The organism is Enterobacter sp. K510, from assembly GCF_055804875.1.
The window spans coordinates 1-16,663 of sequence record NZ_JBNRLQ010000006.1 but is presented as its reverse complement, the minus strand read 5'-3'; the positions used below and the strand labels follow the sequence as shown (position 1 = coordinate 16,663).

The 16,663-nt window shown below is 56.3% G+C and carries 16 protein-coding genes; 8 read left to right on the top strand and 8 right to left on the bottom strand.

Features of this window, described 5'->3' with window-relative positions:
* The first annotated feature begins 13 nt into the window (after window positions 1-13).
* The 5 genes from dnaE to tilS all read left to right on the top strand — a co-directional run bounded on the left by dnaE (window position 14) and on the right by tilS (window position 8,510).
* On the top strand, window positions 14-3,496 hold the full coding sequence (dnaE, locus tag ACQUTD_RS11645) for a DNA polymerase III subunit alpha (RefSeq protein WP_072570735.1): 3,483 nt from the start codon (window positions 14-16) through the stop codon (window positions 3,494-3,496).
* Between the two features lie 12 nt (window positions 3,497-3,508).
* The gene (gene accA / locus ACQUTD_RS11640; RefSeq protein ID WP_072570737.1) at window positions 3,509-4,468 is read left to right on the top strand and encodes an acetyl-CoA carboxylase carboxyl transferase subunit alpha; all 960 of its coding nucleotides are present in this window, start codon (window positions 3,509-3,511) and stop codon (window positions 4,466-4,468) included.
* Window positions 4,469-4,569: 101 nt separating this feature from the next.
* On the top strand, window positions 4,570-6,708 hold the full coding sequence (locus tag ACQUTD_RS11635) for a lysine decarboxylase LdcC (RefSeq protein WP_473276155.1): 2,139 nt from the start codon (window positions 4,570-4,572) through the stop codon (window positions 6,706-6,708).
* Between the two features lie 58 nt (window positions 6,709-6,766).
* Entirely contained in the window at window positions 6,767-7,156 is a 390-nt protein-coding gene (locus ACQUTD_RS11630) for a VOC family protein (protein WP_318363908.1), read from the top strand.
* 61 nt (window positions 7,157-7,217) lie between these two features.
* A complete protein-coding gene (gene tilS / locus ACQUTD_RS11625) occupies window positions 7,218-8,510 on the top strand; it encodes a tRNA lysidine(34) synthetase TilS (protein WP_473276153.1) in 1,293 nt (430 codons plus the stop codon).
* Between the two features lie 29 nt (window positions 8,511-8,539).
* Here the strand turns inward: tilS and rof are convergent, their stop codons facing one another.
* Together rof and ACQUTD_RS11615 are read right to left on the bottom strand one after the other, a co-directional pair.
* Window positions 8,540-8,800: a Rho-binding antiterminator gene (rof, locus tag ACQUTD_RS11620; protein WP_072570744.1), complete on the bottom strand. Its 261-nt coding sequence runs from the start codon at window positions 8,798-8,800 to the stop codon at window positions 8,540-8,542.
* Entirely contained in the window at window positions 8,787-8,987 is a 201-nt protein-coding gene (locus tag ACQUTD_RS11615) for a YaeP family protein (protein ID WP_072570746.1), read from the bottom strand. Before ACQUTD_RS11615 ends, rof begins: the two co-directional genes overlap by 14 nt.
* Before the next feature lie 197 nt (window positions 8,988-9,184).
* Here ACQUTD_RS11615 and ACQUTD_RS11610 point away from each other — a divergent pair, with 197 nt between their 5' ends.
* Both ACQUTD_RS11610 and arfB read left to right on the top strand, forming a co-directional pair.
* Window positions 9,185-9,730 carry a YaeQ family protein gene (locus tag ACQUTD_RS11610; RefSeq protein ID WP_473276152.1) on the top strand — a complete coding sequence of 182 codons (546 nt, stop codon included), beginning with the start codon at window positions 9,185-9,187 and terminating at the stop codon, window positions 9,728-9,730.
* Window positions 9,727-10,140 (top strand): alternative ribosome rescue aminoacyl-tRNA hydrolase ArfB, encoded by a 414-nt coding sequence (gene arfB, locus ACQUTD_RS11605; protein WP_072570750.1) that lies wholly within the window; start codon window positions 9,727-9,729, stop codon window positions 10,138-10,140. The genes ACQUTD_RS11610 and arfB overlap by 4 nt, the downstream gene beginning before the upstream one ends.
* A 121-nt stretch (window positions 10,141-10,261) precedes the next feature.
* Here the strand turns inward: arfB and proS are convergent, their stop codons facing one another.
* The 6 genes from proS to metN all read right to left on the bottom strand — a co-directional run bounded on the left by proS (window position 10,262) and on the right by metN (window position 15,841).
* Complete coding sequence (gene proS / locus ACQUTD_RS11600) at window positions 10,262-11,980, bottom strand: proline--tRNA ligase (RefSeq protein WP_318377324.1); 1,719 nt, start codon at window positions 11,978-11,980, stop codon at window positions 10,262-10,264.
* Window positions 11,981-12,091: 111 nt separating this feature from the next.
* Window positions 12,092-12,796 (bottom strand): tRNA (N6-threonylcarbamoyladenosine(37)-N6)-methyltransferase TrmO, encoded by a 705-nt coding sequence (tsaA, locus tag ACQUTD_RS11595; RefSeq protein ID WP_473276149.1) that lies wholly within the window; start codon window positions 12,794-12,796, stop codon window positions 12,092-12,094.
* Window positions 12,793-13,197, bottom strand: a complete 405-nt coding sequence (rcsF, locus tag ACQUTD_RS11590; protein ID WP_318375152.1) for an Rcs stress response system protein RcsF — start codon at window positions 13,195-13,197, stop codon at window positions 12,793-12,795. Before rcsF ends, tsaA begins: the two co-directional genes overlap by 4 nt.
* A gap of 107 nt (window positions 13,198-13,304) precedes the next feature.
* The gene (locus ACQUTD_RS11585; RefSeq protein ID WP_318363913.1) at window positions 13,305-14,120 is read right to left on the bottom strand and encodes a MetQ/NlpA family lipoprotein; all 816 of its coding nucleotides are present in this window, start codon (window positions 14,118-14,120) and stop codon (window positions 13,305-13,307) included.
* 43 nt (window positions 14,121-14,163) lie between these two features.
* On the bottom strand, window positions 14,164-14,817 hold the full coding sequence (locus ACQUTD_RS11580; RefSeq protein WP_072570759.1) for a methionine ABC transporter permease MetI: 654 nt from the start codon (window positions 14,815-14,817) through the stop codon (window positions 14,164-14,166).
* Window positions 14,810-15,841: a methionine ABC transporter ATP-binding protein MetN gene (metN, locus tag ACQUTD_RS11575; RefSeq protein ID WP_072570793.1), complete on the bottom strand. Its 1,032-nt coding sequence runs from the start codon at window positions 15,839-15,841 to the stop codon at window positions 14,810-14,812. Before metN ends, ACQUTD_RS11580 begins: the two co-directional genes overlap by 8 nt.
* 190 nt (window positions 15,842-16,031) lie before the next feature.
* On the opposite strand from metN, the gene gmhB reads away from it, so the two are divergent.
* Window positions 16,032-16,592 carry a D-glycero-beta-D-manno-heptose 1,7-bisphosphate 7-phosphatase gene (gene gmhB, locus ACQUTD_RS11570; protein ID WP_318363914.1) on the top strand — a complete coding sequence of 187 codons (561 nt, stop codon included), beginning with the start codon at window positions 16,032-16,034 and terminating at the stop codon, window positions 16,590-16,592.
* Window positions 16,593-16,663: the final 71 nt, after the last annotated feature.

Sequence of the window (16,663 nt, the reverse complement as noted above, 5' to 3'; positions counted from 1 at the left end):
ACCGGAAGCTAAAATGGCTGAACCACGTTTCGTACACCTGCGGGTGCACAGCGACTATTCCATGATCGATGGGCTGGCAAAGACCGGGCCGCTGGTGAAAAAGGCGGCCTCGCTGGGCATGCCTGCGCTGGCGATCACCGATTTTACCAACCTCTGCGGTCTGGTTAAGTTCTACGGGACGGGCCATGGCGCGGGGCTGAAGCCCATTGTCGGCGCAGATTTTCATGTGCAGAGCGACATCATGGGCGACGAGCTGACGCAGATCACCGTGCTGGCCGCCAATAACAACGGCTATCAGAACCTGACGCTGCTGATCTCCCGCGCTTACCAGCGTGGCTATGGCGCGCAGGGGCCGTGGATCGATCGCGACTGGCTGGCGGAGCTGGGCGATGGCCTGATCCTGCTGTCCGGCGGGCGCATGGGCGACGTCGGTCGTAGCCTGCTGCGCGGCAACAGCGCGCTGGTCGATCAGTGCGTCTCGTTCTACGAAACGCACTTCCCGGACCGTTTCTTCCTCGAACTGATTCGCACCGGCCGCCCGGACGAAGAGAACTATTTACATGCGGCCGTCGAACTGGCGCAGGCCCGCGGCCTGCCGGTCGTTGCCACTAACGACGTACGCTTTATCGATACCGGTGACTTCGACGCGCACGAAATCCGTGTGGCCATCCACGACGGCTTTACCCTCGACGATCCCAAACGCCCGCGTAACTATTCGCCGCAGCAGTACCTGCGTACCGAAGACGAAATGGTGGAGCTGTTTGCGGATCTGCCGGAAGCCCTGCAAAACAGCGTCGAAATTGCCAAACGCTGTAACGTCACCGTGCGCCTCGGCGAATACTTCCTGCCGCAGTTCCCGACCGGTGACATGAGCACCGAAGATTTCCTGATCCTGAAATCGAAAGAGGGGCTGGAAGAGCGTCTGGAATTCCTCTTCCCGGACCCGGCGGTGCGCGCAGAGAAACGCCCGGAATATGACGAGCGCCTGGACATTGAACTCCAGGTGATCAACCAGATGGGGTTCCCTGGCTACTTCCTCATCGTGATGGAATTTATCCAGTGGTCGAAGGATAACGGCGTACCGGTAGGGCCGGGTCGCGGCTCGGGCGCGGGTTCGCTGGTGGCCTATGCGCTGAAAATCACCGACCTCGATCCGCTGGAATTCGACCTGCTGTTCGAACGCTTCCTTAACCCGGAGCGTGTGTCCATGCCTGACTTCGACGTTGACTTCTGCATGGAGAAACGCGATCAGGTAATTGAACACGTGGCCGATATGTATGGCCGCGACGCGGTATCGCAGATTATTACCTTTGGTACGATGGCGGCGAAAGCGGTGATCCGCGACGTGGGCCGTGTTCTGGGGCATCCTTACGGCTTTGTCGATCGTATCTCGAAACTTATCCCGCCCGATCCGGGGATGACGCTGGCGAAAGCCTTTGAAGCCGAGCCGCAATTGCCGGAAATCTACGAGGCCGACGAAGAAGTCAAAGCGCTGATTGATATGGCGCGCAAGCTGGAAGGTGTAACGCGTAACGCCGGTAAACATGCGGGCGGCGTGGTGATCGCGCCGACGAAAATTACCGACTTTGCGCCGCTGTATTGCGATGAATCAGGCCAGCATCCGGTCACCCAGTTCGACAAGAACGACGTGGAATATGCCGGTCTGGTGAAGTTCGACTTCCTTGGTTTGCGAACGCTTACTATCATCGACTGGGCGCTGAAGATGATCAACCCGCGCCGGGCCAAACAGGGCCTGGAGCCGATTGATATTGCGGCGATCCCGCTTGATGACAAGAAAAGCTTTGATATGCTGCAGCGCTCGGAAACGACCGCCGTGTTCCAGCTTGAATCGCGCGGCATGAAGGATCTGATCAAGCGTCTGCAGCCAGACTGCTTCGAAGATATGATCGCGCTGGTGGCCCTGTTCCGTCCTGGCCCCCTTCAGTCCGGCATGGTGGATAACTTTATCGACCGTAAGCACGGGCGCGAAGAGATCTCTTATCCGGATGTGCAGTGGCAGCACGAATGCCTGAAACCGGTACTGGAGCCAACCTACGGCATTATCCTGTACCAGGAACAGGTGATGCAGATCGCGCAGGAGCTTTCCGGCTATACCCTGGGCGGCGCGGACATGCTGCGTCGTGCGATGGGTAAGAAAAAGCCCGAAGAGATGGCCAAGCAGCGTTCTGTCTTTGAAGAGGGCGCGAGAAAGAACGGCATCGACGGCGAACTGGCGATTAAAATTTTCGATCTGGTGGAAAAATTCGCTGGCTATGGCTTTAACAAATCGCACTCCGCCGCCTACGCGCTGGTGTCTTACCAGACGCTGTGGCTGAAAGCGCACTATCCGGCTGAGTTTATGGCGGCGGTGATGACCGCCGATATGGACAACACTGAGAAGGTGGTGGGGCTGGTGGATGAGTGCTGGCGCATGGGGCTGAAAATCCTGCCGCCGGACATTAACTCCGGGCTGTATCATTTCCACGTTAACGATGACGGTGAAATTGTCTATGGCATCGGCGCGATCAAAGGCGTGGGTGAAGGCCCGATTGAAGCCATTCTCGAAGCGCGTAATAAAGACGGCTATTTCCGCGAGCTGTTTGATTTATGCGCCCGTACCGACACCAAAAAGCTTAACCGCCGGGTGCTGGAAAAACTGATTATGTCCGGGGCCTTTGACCGCCTCGGGCCGCACCGTGCGGCGCTGATGAATGCGCTGGGCGATGCGCTGAAAGCCGCCGATCAGCATGCGAAAGCCGAGGCTATCGGCCAGGCTGACATGTTTGGCGTGCTGGCTGAAGAGCCGGAGCAGGTGGAGCAGTCCTATGCCAGCTGCCAGCCGTGGCCGGAACAGGTGGTGCTGGATGGCGAGCGTGAAACCCTGGGTCTGTACCTGACCGGGCACCCCATCACCCAGTACCTGAAAGAAATTGAGCGGTATGTCGGCGGCAATCGCCTGAAAGACATGCACCCGACGGAACGTGGGAAAGTCACCACGGCGGCGGGGCTCGTCATTGCTGCGCGGGTAATGGTCACCAAGCGCGGCAATCGTATCGGCATCTGTACGCTGGATGACCGCTCCGGACGTCTGGAGGTGATGTTATTCACCGACGCGCTGGATAAATATCAGCATTTGCTGGAAAAAGACCGCATACTTATCGTCAGCGGACAGGTCAGCTTTGATGACTTCAGCGGCGGGCTTAAAATGACTGCCCGCGAAGTCATGGACATTGACGAAGCCCGGGAAAAATATGCTCGCGGGCTTGCTATCTCGCTGACGGACAGGCAAATTGATGACCAGCTTTTAAACCGACTCCGTCAGTCTCTGGAACCCCATCGTTCGGGGACCATTCCAGTACATCTCTACTATCAGAGGGCGGATGCACGTGCGCGGTTGCGCTTCGGTGCAACGTGGCGTGTCTCTCCGAGCGATCGTTTACTCAACGATCTGCGTGGCCTTATTGGTTCGGAGCAGGTGGAACTAGAGTTTGACTAATACAGGAATACTATGAGTCTGAATTTCCTTGATTTCGAACAGCCGATTGCTGAGCTGGAAGCGAAAATCGATTCCCTGACGGCCGTAAGCCGCCAGGATGAGAAACTGGATATTAACATCGACGAAGAAGTGCATCGTCTGCGTGAAAAGAGCGTAGAACTGACGCGCAAAATCTTTGCCGATCTCGGCGCATGGCAGGTCGCGCAACTGGCGCGTCACCCGCAGCGTCCGTACACCCTGGATTATGTCCGCCTGGCATTTGATGAATTCGACGAGCTGGCAGGTGACCGTGCTTACGCTGACGATAAAGCCATTGTTGGCGGGATCGCGCGTCTGGATGGCCGTCCGGTGATGATCATTGGTCATCAGAAAGGGCGCGAAACCAAAGAGAAAATTCGTCGTAACTTCGGCATGCCCGCTCCGGAAGGCTATCGCAAAGCGCTGCGCCTGATGGAAATGGCAGAGCGTTTTAACATGCCGATCATTACCTTTATCGACACCCCTGGCGCTTATCCGGGCGTCGGCGCGGAAGAGCGCGGTCAGTCTGAAGCCATCGCCCGCAACCTGCGTGAAATGTCGCGTCTGAACGTACCGGTCATCTGCACCGTCATTGGTGAGGGTGGTTCCGGCGGCGCGCTGGCGATCGGCGTTGGCGATAAAGTTAATATGCTGCAGTACAGCACCTATTCCGTTATCTCTCCGGAAGGTTGTGCGTCCATTCTGTGGAAAAGCGCCGACAAAGCGCCGCTGGCCGCTGATGCCATGGGCATTATCGCGCCGCGCCTGAAAGAGCTGAAGCTGATCGACAGCGTGATCCCGGAACCGCTGGGCGGCGCGCACCGTAACCCGGAAGCGATGGCTGCCTCCCTGAAAGCGCAACTGCTGGACGATCTGGCGGATCTCGATGTGCTGAGCAAAGAAGATCTGCGTAACCGTCGTTACCAGCGTCTGATGAGCTACGGCTACGCCTGATACGCGTCATTATTCTGAAAAGCCACACTATAGTGTGGCTTTTTTTATACCTGCCGTTTACCTCAACTATCATTAGCGGAGGTTTTTTGCAGGAGTGACGCGTGAATATTATTGCCATTATGGGAACGCATGGCGTTTTTTATAAAGATGAACCTATAAACGAACTGGTCATCGCACTGGAGAAACAAGGGTTTAAAATCATCTTCCCGCAGAACAGCGCCGATCTGCTGAAGTTTATTGAGCATAACCCGCGCATCTGCGGCGTGATTTTTGACTGGGACGAGTACGGCATTGAGCTGTGCAGCGATATTAATCAGCTCAACGAATATCTGCCGCTGTATGCTTTTATCAATACCCACTCAACGCTCGACGTCAGCGCCCACGATATGCGCATGGCGCTGTGGTTCTTTGAATATGCGCTGGATGTCGCTGACGGCATCGCCACCCGCATTGAGCAGTACACCCGCGAATATCTTGATAACATCACGCCGCCTTTTACCCGCGCGCTCTACACCTATGTGAAAGAGGGGAAATACACTTTTTGCACGCCAGGGCATATGGCGGGAACGGCGTATCAAAAAAGTCCGGTGGGCTGTTTGTTTTATGACTTCTTTGGCGGTAATACGCTGAAAGCGGATGTCTCGATTTCCGTCACTGAGCTGGGTTCGCTGCTCGATCATACCGGTCCGCATCTGGAAGCGGAGGAGTACATCGCCCGCACCTTTGGCGCCGAGCAGAGCTATATGGTGACCAACGGCACCTCGACGTCCAACAAAATCGTCGGCATGTATGCCGCACCCGCCGGCAGCACGCTGCTGATTGACCGCAACTGCCATAAATCCCTCGCTCATTTGTTGATGATGAGCGATGTCGTGCCGCTGTGGCTGAAGCCGGGGCGTAACGCGCTGGGGATTCTGGGCGGCATTCCCCGTCGTGAATTCAGTCATGAAAGCATTGAGCAAAAAGTGGCTACCACCAGCGGGGCGGCCTGGCCGGTGCATGCGGTGATCACCAACTCCACCTATGACGGGCTGCTGTACAACACCAACTGGATCAAGAAAACCCTCGATGTGCCGTCGATCCATTTTGATTCCGCCTGGGTGCCTTACACCAATTTCCATCCCATCTATGCCGGAAAGAGCGGCATGAGCGGTGAACGCGTGCCGGGGAAAGTCTTCTTCGAAACCCAGTCGACGCATAAAATGCTGGCGGCGTTTTCGCAGGCCTCGCTGATCCACATTAAAGGCGAGTACGACGAGGAGACCTTTAACGAAGCCTATATGATGCATACCACCACTTCGCCGAGCTATCCGCTGGTAGCCTCTATTGAAACGGCGGCGGCAATGCTGCGCGGCAATCCCGGCAAACGGCTGATCAACCGTTCCGTTGAGCGGGCGCTGCATTTCCGTAAAGAGGTGCAGCGGCTGAAAGATGAGGCCGACGGCTGGTTCTTTGACATCTGGCAGCCGGAGGAGATCGATGAAGCCGACTGCTGGCCGGTGGCGCCGGGGGAGAGCTGGCACGGATTCCGCGATGCGGACGCCGATCATATGTTCCTCGATCCGGTCAAAGTGACCATTCTCACGCCGGGTATGGACGAGCAGGGCAACATGAGCGATGAAGGGATCCCTGCGGCGCTGGTGGCGAAATTCCTTGATGAACGTGGCGTGGTGGTGGAAAAAACCGGGCCTTACAATCTGCTGTTCCTGTTCAGTATCGGCATCGACAAAACGCGGGCGATGGGACTGCTGCGCGGGCTGATGGAGTTCAAGCGCGCCTACGATCTGAATCTGCGGGTGAAAAATATGCTGCCGGATCTCTACGCGGAAGATCCCGATTTTTACCGCAATATGCGTATTCAGGATTTGGCGCAGGGCATTCATCAACTGATCCGTCAGCACGATCTGCCGCGCCTGATGTTACAGGCCTTTGACGTGCTGCCCACCATGCGTATGACCCCGCACCAGGCCTGGCAGCAGCAGGTGAAAGGCGAGGTGGAGACGGTGGCGCTGGAGGAGATTGTCGATCGCGTGTCGGCCAATATGATCCTGCCTTATCCGCCGGGCGTGCCGCTGCTGATGCCGGGGGAGATGATCACAGCCAGAAGCCGCGCCGTGCTCGATTTCCTGCTTATGCTCTGCGCCATTGGCCGCCATTATCCCGGCTTTGAAACCGACATTCACGGGGCGAAGCGCGATGAAGAGGGCATCTACCGGGTACGAGTCCTAAAACAGGGCTGACCCCTTGCAGAGCGCCGCGGGCGATCGTAACGTGCAGGGATCGGAAAAAGGAGACAGCATGCTCGGCTTAAAACAGGTTCACCATATCGCGATCATCGCGAGCGACTATACCCGCAGTAAGGCGTTTTACTGCGACATACTGGGCTTTAGCTTACAAAGTGAAGCCTACCGTGCGGAGCGGGACTCCTGGAAAGGCGATCTGGCGCTGAACGGCCAGTATGTGATCGAGCTGTTTTCATTTCCGTTTCCGCCGGCGCGTCCGAGCCACCCGGAAGCCTGCGGTTTACGCCACCTGGCGTTCAGCGTGGATGACGTTGAAGCGGCGATCGCGCATCTGGAAGCCCATAACGTGACCTGCGAGCCGGTACGTGTCGATCCCTTTACCGGCAAACGTTTTACCTTCTTTAACGATCCCGACGGTCTGCCGCTGGAACTTTACCAGCAGTAACGCTTGCCACTGTGGAAGATGCCCGGTAACGTGCCGCCATCTTCCTTTTTAAACGATCATCATGACTATTTCCGCTCTTGCACAGTCCCTTGAACCGCATCGCCAGTTGCTGGTGGGGTTCAGCGGCGGCCTCGATTCAACCGTACTGCTGCACCAGCTGGTGTGCTGGCGCGAACAGCAGCCGGAGGTATCGCTGCGCGCGATCCACGTCCATCACGGTCTGAATGCCCGCGCGGATGAGTGGGTGGAACAGTGCCAGGCGCTTTGCGAACAGTGGCAGGTACCCCTTACCGTCGTGCGCGTGACGTTAAACCAGGCCGGGCAAAGTATTGAAGCGCAGGCGCGCCAGGCGCGCTATCAGGCTTTTCGCGAGGCGCTGTTGCCCGGCGAAGTGCTGCTTACCGCCCAGCATCTGGACGATCAGAGCGAAACTTTTCTGCTGGCGTTAAAGCGCGGCAGCGGCCCGGCAGGACTGGCGGCGATGCCCGCTTCTCTGCCTTTCGGCGATACGCTGTTGCTGCGCCCGCTGCTCCATACCCGCCGGACGGCGCTGGAAGCCTGGGCGCAGCAGCACGCGCTGCGCTGGATCGAAGATGACAGCAATCAGGATGATAAATACGACCGCAACTTTTTACGTCTGCATATTTTGCCGCGTCTTAACGCCCGCTGGCCGCATTTTGCCGACGCGGTGGCGCGCAGCGCAGCACTATGCGGCGAGCAGGAGCAGCTGCTTGACGAGCTACTGGCGGAAGAACTGGCCGCGCTGACCAACGAAGCGGGTGCGCTGCATATCGCCCCGCTGATGACGAAAAGCGCCGTCCGACGCGCAGCTATCCTGCGCCGCTGGCTGGCGCAGCAGGGCGCGGCTATGCCATCACGTGACCGGCTGGCGCGCATCTGGCAGGACGTGGCGCTGGCGCGCGACGATGCAACCCCCGGCCTGACGTTGGGCGAGGGGGAGATCCGTCGCTATCAGGGACTGCTCTGGTGGGTAAAGGTGCCGCAAAGTCAGCGCGACAGACAAATCGGCTGGGATGATCCCTTTCAGCCGCTGGCCTTACCCGCGGGCCTGGGAGAGTTGCAGCTTATAACAGGCGGCGAGATACGTGCCCCGCGCGCCGGTGAACGGGCGACAGTGCGTTTTTACGCGCCCGGAATGCTGCATATCCTTGGTCGTGCCGGGGGGCGTAAGCTGAAAAAAATCTGGCAGGAGCTGGGAGTGCCGCCCTGGCAGCGGGATAGCACGCCAATTCTGTTCTATGATGAAACGCCGATTGCCGCGGCGGGGCAGTTTATAACGCGGGACGGACTGGCGGAGGGGGAAGCCGGTTTTACGTTGCGGTGGAAAAGATAACGGGCAGCCAGGCTGCCCGCTTGATTGACTCAGGATTCGCTCACCACAACGGTGCCGATTTGCGGATGGCTGAAGCTGGCTATTCTGTCGAGGCGGAGTTCCCGCGTCGTGCCAGCGGCATCAGCGACCAGATATTCAACGTTCTTACGCATCACCAGGTCGCTGGCTTTTGCCTGCAAAACTTCGCCGTCTTTGAGTTCCAGCGTCAGTAAAAGATGATGCTGGCAGGCGAGCTCGAGGTTGTCATAGTCATCACAATTGATGGGTTGATAAGTATCATTCATTGACATAATCGCTCACCAGTAAGTTCGCGGCAGCATAAGCCGCCTTTTCCCTGACAGACTCCGAAGTCGCACCATCTGATGCCACTTCATTGAGTACGTTTAACACGCAGCCCAGCGCATCGGGGATATACCCTAAGTCTCCGCTGGCGATCTCCGCATACCGCTTGCGTATTAACTCACAGTAATTTTCCACATGTCCTCCTGTCAGTGTGCTGACTTCACCATGGGATGTAAGTTTAAGCCTACGAAGATAAACTCTGTTTAGCAAGGTGACTATACCACACTCATTGGCGCATTATCAGCGTAGTAAGCGGTCACTACTTTAAGAGTAAACAGCGCTTTATCCCTTAATTCGCTACAATGGGGATAATTTTGTGCAGGAGTGGTGTCATGGCGTTAAAAGCGACAATTTATAAAGCGACGGTCAATGTGGCCGATCTGGATCGTAATCAGTTTATGGATGCTACGCTCACGCTGGCCCGCCATCCTTCTGAAACCCAGGAGCGCATGATGCTGCGCCTGCTGGCGTGGATCAAATATGCTGACGAGCGGTTACAGTTCTCCCGTGGCCTGAGCGCCGAAGATGAGCCGGAAGCCTGGCGGCATAACGATCACATGGGCATCGACCTGTGGATCGAGCTGGGCCTGCCGGATGAGAAACGGATCAAAAAAGCCTGCACCCAGGCCAAAGAAGTGGCGTTGTTTACCTATAACAGCCGTTCTGCGCAAATCTGGTGGCAGCAAAATCAGACTAAGCTGGCGACCTACAGCAACCTGAGCATCTGGTATCTGGATGATGAACAGCTGGCGAAGCTCAGCGATTTTGCCGGGCGTACCATGACCCTGCAGGCCACCATTCAGGAGGGGGCGATCTGGCTGTCTGATGCGCAGAATAACCTGGAGATCCATCTGACCACCTGGCAACAACCGGCATGATCACGCTGTCATCGAATGTCACTATCCCGGACAACGAACTGGAGATCACCGCGATCCGTTCTCAGGGCGCAGGCGGGCAAAACGTCAATAAAACCTCCACGGCCATTCACCTGCGTTTCGACATTCGCGCCTCCAGCCTGCCGGAGTTCTACAAAGAGCGCCTGCTGGCGGCGACGCACCATTTGATCACCGCGGAAGGCGTGGTGATTATTAAGGCGCAGGAGTACCGCAGTCAGGAGATGAACCGTGAAGCGGCGCTGGCGCGGCTGGAAGCGTTGATAAGAGAATTAACCGTGGTACAGAAAAGCCGACGTCCGACGCGGCCCACGCGCGCGTCCAAAGAGCGGCGTCTGGCGGGCAAAGCGCAGAAATCGACTGTTAAATCTCTGCGCGGCAAAGTTCGCCCATAAAAAAAGCCCGGTCAGGTTAACGTGACCGGGCTGTCGTTTGCCGGGTGGCGACTGCGTCTTACCCGGCCTGCATGAGCTTATGTAGGCCCGGCAAGCCTGCGCCGCCGGGCAATAACAATCCTCAGCCTTTAATCGCCCTGACCAGATACGGCAGGATGTCGCCGGTTTTGATCATCTGCTTTTCGCCGCTACGACGGTATTTGTACTCAATTTCGTCGCTGTCGAGGTTACGATCGCCGATAACGATAGTGTGCGGAATGCCGATCAGCTCCATGTCTGCAAACATCACGCCCGGACGCTCTTTACGATCATCCATCAGCACTTCAATGCCCTGCGCACGCAACTCGCTGTACAGCTTCTCTGCCAGTTCCTGCACGCGGAAGGATTTGTGCATGTTCATCGGCAGGATCGCCACCTGGAAAGGCGCAATGGCGTCAGGCCAGACGATACCGCGTTCGTCGTGGTTCTGCTCAATGGCCGCAGCCACCACACGGGTCACACCGATACCGTAGCAACCCATGGTCAGCGTAACGTTACGACCATCTTCACCCTGTACGGAGGCTTTCAGCGCTTCGGAGTACTTGGTACCCAGCTGGAAAATATGACCCACTTCGATACCGCGTTTGATCAACAGCGTACCCTGACCGTCCGGGCTCGGATCGCCGGCCACCACGTTACGCAGATCCGCGACTTCTGGCGTCGCCACATCGCGATCCCAGTTGATGCCAAAGTAGTGTTTACCGTCAATGTTCGCGCCTGCGGAGAAATCACTCATCGCGGCAACGGTACGGTCGATAACTACCGGGATCGGCAGGTTAACCGGACCCAGCGAGCCAGGGCCTGCTTTAACCAGCGCGCGGATCTCTTCTTCGCTGGCGAAGGTCAGCGGGCTGGCCACCTGCGGCAGTTTTTCGGCTTTGACTTCGTTCAGTTCGTGATCGCCACGCACCAGCAGGGCAACCAGCGGATATGCGCTGTCTTCCACTGCTTTTACCAGCAGGGTTTTCACGGTTTTCTCGATGGGCAGATTGAACTGCTCAACCAGCTCGGCGATGGTTTTCGCGTTCGGCGTATCAACCAGCGTCATTTCTTGCGTCGCGGCGGCACGCGGCGCTTTCGGGGCCAGCGCTTCGGCAAATTCAATGTTGGCCGCGAAATCGGAGCTGTCGGAGAAGATCACATCGTCTTCGCCGCTCTGCGCCAGCACCTGGAATTCGTGCGAAGCGCTACCGCCGATTGAGCCGGTGTCAGCCTGTACCGCGCGGAAGTCCAGACCCATACGGCTGAAGATTTTGCTGTAGGCCGCATACATGGCGTCGTAGGTTTCCTGCAGGGATTCCTGAGAGGTATGGAAAGAGTAAGCATCTTTCATCAGGAATTCACGGGAACGCATCACGCCGAAACGCGGGCGCACTTCGTCACGGAATTTAGTCTGGATCTGGAAGAAGTTCAGCGGCAGCTGTTTGTAAGAGCTGAGCTCGTTACGGATCAGGTCGGTGATCACTTCTTCATGCGTCGGGCCGAGCACGAACGGACGTTCGCCACGGTCGACAAAACGCAGCAGTTCCGGGCCATACTGCTCCCAGCGGCCGCTTTCCACCCACAGATCGGCGGGCTGAACAACCGGCATGGACACCTCGATCGCACCGGCGTTGTTCATCTCTTCACGCACGATGTTTTCGACTTTCTTCAGAACGCGCAGGCCGGTCGGCAGCCAGGTGTATAACCCTGAGGCCAGCTTGCGGATCATCCCGGCGCGCAGCATCAACTGGTGGCTGATGACTTCGGCATCGGCAGGTGTCTCCTTCAGAGTGGAGAGCAGATATTGGCTAGTACGCATGTAGTTACGGTTCCATTTGGACGATGAGCACAGGCTCAAAACGAGCCTGACACAAAAAAAGTGGTTTAGTTTATCAGCCTGGCAATGATGCCAAAAGAGAGCGCACTAAAATTAGCGCGATTCCAGCGCAAAGACCTCAAATCCCGACGGCGTTACGCGCCAGCGCACGTTAAAATCCAGCAACCATACGGCATAGGTTTTGCCCATCTCTTCTTCTTTGCGGTAGGCCGGGCGCGGATCCTGGGCCAGTACATCGATGATGAACTGTCGCAGGGCAGGGTAGCGCTGCTCCAGCGCCGGTAACTGCCGGGCAATGTCTTCGGTAAAAAACACCGGCATATCCGCCTGCGGCGCAAGCTGGGCGTAGCTGGCTTTCGCGTCGGGTAAGGCTTCGGCGAACGGCAGATAGGGCTTGATGTCGATCACTGGCGTGCCGTCGACCAGATCCAGACTGCCGAGCTCAAGAATGACCTGATCTTTCTGGCAGCGAATGCCTTTTAATTCAACCAGCGACATGCCGACCGGATTCGGGCGGAATGTTGAACGCGTGGCAAACACGCCCATTCGGGCATTGCCGCCGAGACGGGGAGGGCGCACCGTTGGCCGCCAGCCCCCTTCCATCGTCTGATGGAAAACAAACAGCACCCACAGATGGCTGAACGCCTCAAGGCCGCGTACGGCATCGGCCTGATTGTATGGGGCAGTAAGATGAAGTTCGCCGCGACTGTTTACCAGCCCTGGCTGGCGCGGTACGGCAAACTTCTCTTTATAGGGCGAACGGATAACGCCTATTTGCTCAAACGAAAAGGCACTCATTTTGCCGTAATGTTAAGCGCAGTACCGATGCATACCGCCTGACGATAGCAGCCCGGCGTGCCGCTGGTAACTTCACAGCTGTGCTGTAGCACGGCGTTGGCGCGCATTTTAGAAGCGTTAATCTGCATGCGTTTACGTGCGGTCGGGATATTCGGCGGGGAGTCCTGATTAGACGCCTGGCAGGAGTCGCCGGACACTTCACCCAGATCGCGGAACGGTTTACCAACCAGCTCTTCGGCATTGGTGATAATTCTTACCGGGGCCGCGCGCGGCGCTTTTGGTTTTTCCGGCTCGGTTTTTGTGGTTGTAGCGGTGCCCCTGGCCGGTTCGACGGGAGATCTGCTTAGCATGGAACAGCCGCTCAGCATGAGTGCCAGTAAACAGATCGGTAAAGCGCGCATAATATATCCTCAGTAAATAATGGCATTACCAGGTATTGAAACAGGAGAGTACAGAAATGACAAGGCGGGCTTACGCCCGCCTTGAAGGATATTACAGAAAAAAGCGATTACCAGCCTTTAACCGCGCCGCCGTTAAAGACTTTGTTGGCTTCCTGGTAAACTTCATCAGACTGGTAAGCCTGGATGAATTTCTTCACGTTTTCCGCATCTTTGTTGTCTTCGCGGGAAACGAGCAGGTTGACGTACGGGGAGTCTTTATCTTCAACGAAGATACCGTCTTTTGCCGGCGTCAGGTTGATCTGGCTGGCGTAAGTGGTGTTGATGACGGCCAGCGCAATCTGCGCGTCGTCTAACGAACGCGGCAGCTGCGGCGCTTCCAGTTCAACAATCTTCAGGTTTTTCGGGTTTTCCACCACGTCCAGCACGGTCGGCAGCAGACCGACGCCATCTTTCAGTTTGATCAGACCCTGTTTTTGCAGCAGCAGCAGGGAACGGCCCAGGTTAGTCGGATCGTTCGGTACGGCAACCTGCGCGCCTTCCTGCAACTCATCAATAGATTTGATTTTTTTGGAGTAGCCGGCAATCGGGTAGACGAAGGTGTTCGCCACGGAGGTCAGCTTATAGCCGCGATCTTTGATCTGCTGATCCAGATAGGGTTTGTGCTGGAAGGCGTTCAGGTCGATGTCGCCTTTGCTCAGCGCTTCGTTCGGTAGCACGTAATCGTTAAAGGTCACCAGTTCCACGTCCAGACCGTATTTCTCTTTCGCCACTTTCGCGGCGGTTTCCGCTACCTGCTGCTCAGCGCCGACGATCACGCCCACTTTAATGTGGTTGGGATCTTTTTCGTCCTGACCGCAACCCACAAGGGCCAGAGAACCAATCAGGGCACCCAGTGCCGCAAAGGTCTTGAATTTAAACGCCATGCTATTTCCTTAACTCTCAGAGTCGATTGTGTTGTTTATAACGTTATTTGTGAGTGACAGCCCGGACGATACGATCACCCGAGAACTGGATCAGATAAACCAGCACCACCAGCAGTACCAGCACCGTATTCATCACGGTGGCGTTATAGCCGATGTAACCGTACTGATAGCCAATTTGTCCCAGGCCACCGGCACCCACAGCACCGCCCATGGCGGAATAACCCACAAGGGTGATCAGGGTAATGGTAGCCGCGTTCACCAGACCAGCAAGGGCTTCCGGCAGCAGGACCTTACGAATGATCTGCATCGGCGTGGCGCCCATCGCGCGTGAGGCTTCGATAAGTCCGGTCGGGATCTCCAGTAAGGCGTTCTCAACCATACGGGCAATAAAGGGCGCTGCGCCCACGGTCAGCGGTACGATAGCCGCCTGCAAGCCGATGGATGTGCCCACAATCACGCGGGTGAAGGGGATCATCCAGACCAGCAAAATAATGAACGGAATGGAGCGGAAAATATTCACCAGCGCGGAAATGCTGCGATACAGCTTTGCGTTCTCGCTGATCTGACCGGGACGGGTGACGTACAGCAGTACGCCTACCGGCAGCCCGATCACAAAACCAAAGAAGCCGGAGACAAAGGTCATCGCCAGCGTCTCCCAGACGCCCCGCGCCAGTAACCACATCATTGGCTCAGACATAACCCAGCACCTCTACTTTTACATGGTGTTCCTGCAGCCACGCAATGGCGGCTTGCGTATCCTGTTGTGTGCCGTGCATTTCCGTCAGCATGATGCCGAACTTCACGCCACCGGCGTAATCCATCTGCGCGCTGATAATGTTGTTGTTCACATTAAAACGGCGTGCGGTTTCAGAAAGCAGGGGAGCATCCACCGACTGACCGGTAAATTCCATACGCAGCATCGGCACGCTGGTGGCGCCCGGCTCTGCCGTCATGCGCTGCTGATAATCTTCCGGAATGTCCAGATGCAGCGTGGACTGAATAAACTGTTGCGCCAGCGGCGTTTTCGGATGCGAGAACACTTCGCTGACGGTGTCCTGCTCGATAAGCTCGCCGTTGCTGATCACGGCCACGCAGTCGCAGATACGTTTCACCACGTCCATTTCATGCGTAATAAGGAGGATGGTTAAACCAAGACGGCGGTTAATATCTTTGAGCAGTTCGAGGATGGAGCGGGTCGTCGCTGGATCCAGCGCGCTGGTGGCCTCATCACACAGCAATACTTTGGGATTGCTGGCCAGCGCACGGGCAATGGCCACACGTTGTTTTTGACCGCCGGAAAGATTCGCCGGATAGCTGTCATGCTTATCGCTCAGGCCCACTAACTCCAGCAGCTCGGTGACGCGGCGTTTGATTTCAGCGGCGGGGGTGTTGTCCAGCTCCAGCGGTAATGCGACGTTACCCGCCACGGTGCGCGAAGCAAGCAGGTTAAAATGCTGGAAGATCATGCCGATCTGACGACGGGCTTTGGTTAACTGGGATTCGGTCAGGGCAGTTAAATCCTGACCGTCAACCAGCACGCTGCCCTGCGTCGGACGCTCCAGCAGGTTTACGCAGCGGATTAAGGTACTTTTCCCCGCACCTGAAGCGCCAATGACGCCATAAATTTGACCGGCAGGAACATGCAGGCTGACATTGTTCAGCGCCTGTATAGTGCGGTTCCCCTGCTGGAAGACTTTGGTGATATTCGAAAGTTTAATCATTAGATTATTTTTATCGTTTAAAAGTTAGCCGTGGCATTTTGTTCTGCCGGATACGGGCGATGACCGTAAACAAAACGGATGTTAAGGCATCCAGACGTCTATTTCAATGTAACTCTGTATGATGAGCACTTTCTTGCGTTCAGAAACATGAGATACTAACGCCATAGGTCTTATATAAAGGAGCAAACCGGTGGCACAGTCAGTACCCGCAATTTTTCTCGATCGTGATGGCACGATTAATGTCGATCATGGTTATGTCCATGAGAGTGATAACTTCGAATTTATCGATGGCATCATAGATGCCATGCGCGAACTGAAAGCAATGGGCTATGCGCTGGTGGTCGTCACCAATCAGTCCGGCATCGCCCGCGGTAAGTTCAGCGAAGCGCAGTTCGAAACGCTGACCGAATGGATGGACTGGTCGCTGGCGGATCGCGGCGTCGACCTGGATGGCATCTATTACTGTCCGCATCATCCGGAAGGAAGCGTGGAAGAGTTCCGCCAGGTATGCGATTGCCGTAAACCGCAGCCGGGAATGCTTATCTCCGCGCGCGATTTTTTGCACATTGATATGACCGCTTCTTATATGGTTGGCGACAAACTTGAAGATATGCAGGCTGCCGCTGCCGCAGGTGTGGGTCATAAAGTATTAGTGCGCACGGGTAAACCCGTCACGCCTGAAGCAGAAAACGCAGCAGATTGGGTGATAAATAGCCTTGCTGACCTGCCTGCGGCGATTAAAAAGCAGTAAAAATAAGCGTTGTGATGAAAAGGTGAGCGGTTGAAACAAAAATGCAGTTTTATGCTTGTCATCCCGTCCGG

Excerpts from the sequence above, each read along its gene's own strand:
- dnaE (WP_072570735.1), top strand. The coding sequence starts at position 14 with ATGGCTGAACCACGTTTCGTACACCTGCGGGTGCACAGCGACTATTCC.
- accA (WP_072570737.1), top strand. The coding sequence starts at position 3,509 with ATGAGTCTGAATTTCCTTGATTTCGAACAGCCGATTGCTGAGCTGGAA.
- ACQUTD_RS11630 (WP_318363908.1), top strand. The coding sequence starts at position 6,767 with ATGCTCGGCTTAAAACAGGTTCACCATATCGCGATCATCGCGAGCGAC.
- tilS (WP_473276153.1), top strand. The coding sequence starts at position 7,218 with ATGACTATTTCCGCTCTTGCACAGTCCCTTGAACCGCATCGCCAGTTG.
- rof (WP_072570744.1), bottom strand. The coding sequence starts at position 8,800 with ATGTCAATGAATGATACTTATCAACCCATCAATTGTGATGACTATGAC.
- ACQUTD_RS11610 (WP_473276152.1), top strand. The coding sequence starts at position 9,185 with ATGGCGTTAAAAGCGACAATTTATAAAGCGACGGTCAATGTGGCCGAT.
- arfB (WP_072570750.1), top strand. The coding sequence starts at position 9,727 with ATGATCACGCTGTCATCGAATGTCACTATCCCGGACAACGAACTGGAG.
- proS (WP_318377324.1), bottom strand. The coding sequence starts at position 11,980 with ATGCGTACTAGCCAATATCTGCTCTCCACTCTGAAGGAGACACCTGCC.
- tsaA (WP_473276149.1), bottom strand. The coding sequence starts at position 12,796 with ATGAGTGCCTTTTCGTTTGAGCAAATAGGCGTTATCCGTTCGCCCTAT.
- rcsF (WP_318375152.1), bottom strand. The coding sequence starts at position 13,197 with ATGCGCGCTTTACCGATCTGTTTACTGGCACTCATGCTGAGCGGCTGT.
- ACQUTD_RS11585 (WP_318363913.1), bottom strand. The coding sequence starts at position 14,120 with ATGGCGTTTAAATTCAAGACCTTTGCGGCACTGGGTGCCCTGATTGGT.
- ACQUTD_RS11580 (WP_072570759.1), bottom strand. The coding sequence starts at position 14,817 with ATGTCTGAGCCAATGATGTGGTTACTGGCGCGGGGCGTCTGGGAGACG.
- metN (WP_072570793.1), bottom strand. The coding sequence starts at position 15,841 with ATGATTAAACTTTCGAATATCACCAAAGTCTTCCAGCAGGGGAACCGC.